General features: G+C 33.2%; 5 protein-coding genes. 1 reads left to right on the forward strand and 4 read right to left on the reverse strand.

The genetic code is table 11. The features are described from left to right. Positions 1-211: 211 nt before the first annotated feature. Positions 212-355, forward strand: coding sequence for a hypothetical protein (locus tag B2S90_RS04255; protein WP_158546305.1), 144 nt, complete (start codon positions 212-214; stop codon positions 353-355). Positions 356-362: 7 nt separating this feature from the next. Here B2S90_RS04255 and B2S90_RS04260 read toward each other — a convergent pair whose 3' ends face one another. From B2S90_RS04260 to B2S90_RS04275, 4 genes are read right to left on the reverse strand one after another with little or no spacing between them, the layout of a single operon-like run. After that, the gene (locus tag B2S90_RS04260) at positions 363-857 is read right to left on the reverse strand and encodes a COG2426 family protein (protein ID WP_022425509.1); all 495 of its coding nucleotides are present in this window, start codon (positions 855-857) and stop codon (positions 363-365) included. Positions 858-901: 44 nt separating this feature from the next. Beyond that, on the reverse strand, positions 902-1,378 hold the full coding sequence (locus B2S90_RS04265; protein WP_006505532.1) for a DNA-deoxyinosine glycosylase: 477 nt from the start codon (positions 1,376-1,378) through the stop codon (positions 902-904). After that, complete coding sequence (locus B2S90_RS04270; RefSeq protein ID WP_279147295.1) at positions 1,375-2,157, reverse strand: SDR family NAD(P)-dependent oxidoreductase; 783 nt, start codon at positions 2,155-2,157, stop codon at positions 1,375-1,377. The genes B2S90_RS04265 and B2S90_RS04270 overlap by 4 nt, the downstream gene beginning before the upstream one ends. 28 nt (positions 2,158-2,185) lie before the next feature. Then, complete coding sequence (locus B2S90_RS04275; protein ID WP_278860502.1) at positions 2,186-3,091, reverse strand: hypothetical protein; 906 nt, start codon at positions 3,089-3,091, stop codon at positions 2,186-2,188. Positions 3,092-3,122: the final 31 nt, after the last annotated feature.

The raw sequence follows: 3,122 nt of genomic DNA on the forward strand, positions 1-3,122 counted from the left end.
AAGGAATTTGATGCTCCTAAGGAGGCATCTAAGAAAGAAAAGAAAAAGTATATTCCTCCAATGGATCATCCATGGAGAAAAGCCAGCTTTGAGAATTATGCCGCAAAACAAAAGCAACGTTATGGTGCTACTGTTTGATTATTTTTGAGACATTATCAGTTTCGATTGACATCAAAGAAAGTTATTCTTATAATACCTTGAGGTGAAGATTATGAAAGAAGAAGAACTGAAACTATTAGAAAATGAATTCTGTTTAGGATGTGCAAGAAGCTGTGATCTACTTCATCCAAACTGTGAAAGAGGATTAGTGAAGATGCAGGAAATATTAGAGGAATATAAAAAGAGAGATGATTAGTCTCTCTTTAAAAGGCAGCTAATAAGCCATATGATAATGAACCAACAATAAGTGTTGCAAGTAAGATACCTAAGAAGATAGCTGTAATAGCCTTCTTGAAGTCCATATCAAGTAATGCAGCCACTAAAGAACCTGTCCATGCACCAGTACCTGGTAATGGGATTCCTACAAATAATAAGAGTCCTAAGAATTCGCCATTACTCATATTCTTACTCTTATTCATAGCACGGTTTTCTAGTTTTTCAATTAATGGTCTAGAGAAGTTAAACTTCTTAAGCCATTTAAATATACGTTTAATAAATAATAAAATAAATGGAATTGGTAAGATATTTCCTAGAATACATAGAGGAACTGCATAACGAATATCTACTTTTAGTAATGCCGATGCAATTAATCCTCCACGACATTCAAGAATAGGAACTAAAGATACAATAAATACTGCAAGCTTAGATGAAATGTATTTACCTAATGTTCCTGCAAACCATAATGCGATTGATTCCATATTTATCCTCCTTGATTAACATGATTAATCATACATAAAGGATTTTATAAAGTCAATTTCTTCTTCCATATATCAACTAAATCACATAATCGATAACGGGCATTGGCAGGAGAAGAGGAAGGTAAGAGTATCGCTTTGATTCCTGTTTCTTTTTCCTGATATTTCTTATAAAGTTTTAATGATGTGCCTCCATTACAATATATCCTCTTGATATTTGTACCTTGTATTAATGTCTTAATATCGTTGGGTACAACATCCTTAATAGAGGCATCACTGCTTCCTATAATCGTACATGAGTGGATAATATCCCATATCGCAATATGATGTTCCAGTAACATCTTTTTCTTATCTTCTATTGTTTCATAGTCTGTTTGTGTGATAGTACCAATAATCTTCCAGAATCTATTTTGAGGATGTCCATAATAGAAAGAAATTTCCCTTGATTTAACTGAAGGGAAACTCCCTAGTATCAATACTTCACATTGTTCATCTATGATTGGTTCTAATGGATGTTCAATCATACTTTTCTCTTTCCATTCACAAATCCTGTACATGAGCTCAAAAATGAACGTGGTAAGAGTCTAGCGGCAAGATTTAATAAGTGTCCTGATAAACCAGTAAACTGAACTAAACGATTATCAAACAATCCTTGAATGCCTATTTCAGCCACTGCTTCTGCAGACTGTGGTTTAAATAATTTAAACATCGGAGACTGGCCTAAGTGAGCTACATCCATAAATCCTGTTTTAGTAGGACCAGGACATAAACATGATACTTCTACATTATAATCCTTTAACTCATACGCAATGGATTCACTAAAAGACAATACAAAAGCTTTCGTTGCATAATAGGTAGACATATAAGGTCCTGCACAAAGTCCTGCAATAGAAGCCACATTCAATATACGGCCTTTCTTTCTCAATTTCATTGACTGACCAAATACATAAGTCATCTGCATTAAAGCCATTATATTCAATAAAACCATCTTCTTCTGTTTTTCCCACGATGAATCATGGAATGCACCATGATCTCCAAAACCTGCATTATTTACTAGAATATCAATACTTATATCATCAAGAACTAAGTTATTATATAAATCTACAGAAGCATCTTCTCCTGTAAGATCCATCGCAACCACTTTAATATTTACATCATATTCTGATAATTCTGCTTTTACTGCTTCTAGTTTTTCTCTATGACGTGCAACAAGTACAAGATCATAACCTTTTCTCGCAAACACACGTGCACAAGCTTTCCCTATTCCATTAGAAGCACCTGTAATCAATACTGTTTGTGACATCTATTTCACCCCTTTCTACCATCATACTTTATCTTGACAGATTGTCAAATAAACTGTCTTTACTTATACTCTCCATACCTAACATGACCTCATCAATAAAATCATCAATATATATCAAGTGTGGCATATCATTCATTTTAAAGATCTTTAATAATTCTTCTTCTACATAATGTTGATCAATACCTTGAGCACATATCATAATGGCTTCAGGATTCAACATACCAATAATATTCTGTAGTTCTATGACGAGTAATTGGCTTCTGCCTTTCATAGAACGTCTATTCTTATTTTCTATCAAAGGCATATAACGAATCTGTCCAGCAATAGAACTCTTTCCTTCTACAAGATGACCATGTACCACTATTCCTAAACGTGAATTGATTTTTGAATCTAATAAGACTATAGAATCATACTGTATATGCTTAATATAAGCGCCTATAACTCCCATATACACATCATTCTTTACAAATACTCGTTGTTTATAACGATGCTTTATATCTATATCACAATCAGGTAAAGAGAGGCATATTGTATGCACCTGTTCATTCAACATCTCATCTATAAAAGAACACAATACATCACAATCTAACTTAGGTATATCCCTTCTCTTTTCTTCCATCATCTCACTATAAAGATTATAAAGACGTCCTATAATTGTTATTGTCTTATCATGCTTATATGCATAAATACATAAAGTCTGTGAAAATTCTCCATTCACCTTATAAGACATACTTGGTCTTCCACCTGTTGATTCTCTATAGCCTGCCTTAATTACTTGATTACTTTTCAACATTTCTTCTAAAAGACTATCAATCGTAGACAAAGATAAACCTGTATAGAATACTAATTCATTCTTAGTACAACCACCTTGTTTCACTAATGATTGAATAATCTTCATCACATTCTTTTTTCTAACACCCCTTATTTCATTCATATCCTACCCTCCGGCAAGCGCTTACTATATA

This window comes from Catenibacterium sp. UBA627 (genome assembly GCF_002299355.1).
GTDB classification, from domain to species: Bacteria; Bacillota_I; Bacilli_A; order Erysipelotrichales; family Coprobacillaceae; genus Catenibacterium; species Catenibacterium mitsuoka.

Bases quoted from the DNA above. Each gene is read 5' to 3' on its own strand.
- B2S90_RS04255 (WP_158546305.1), top strand. From the start codon at position 212: ATGAAAGAAGAAGAACTGAAACTATTAGAAAATGAATTCTGTTTAGGA.
- B2S90_RS04260 (WP_022425509.1), bottom strand. From the start codon at position 857: ATGGAATCAATCGCATTATGGTTTGCAGGAACATTAGGTAAATACATT.
- B2S90_RS04270 (WP_279147295.1), bottom strand. From the start codon at position 2,157: ATGTCACAAACAGTATTGATTACAGGTGCTTCTAATGGAATAGGGAAA.
- B2S90_RS04265 (WP_006505532.1), bottom strand. From the start codon at position 1,378: ATGATTGAACATCCATTAGAACCAATCATAGATGAACAATGTGAAGTA.
- B2S90_RS04275 (WP_278860502.1), bottom strand. From the start codon at position 3,091: ATGAATGAAATAAGGGGTGTTAGAAAAAAGAATGTGATGAAGATTATT.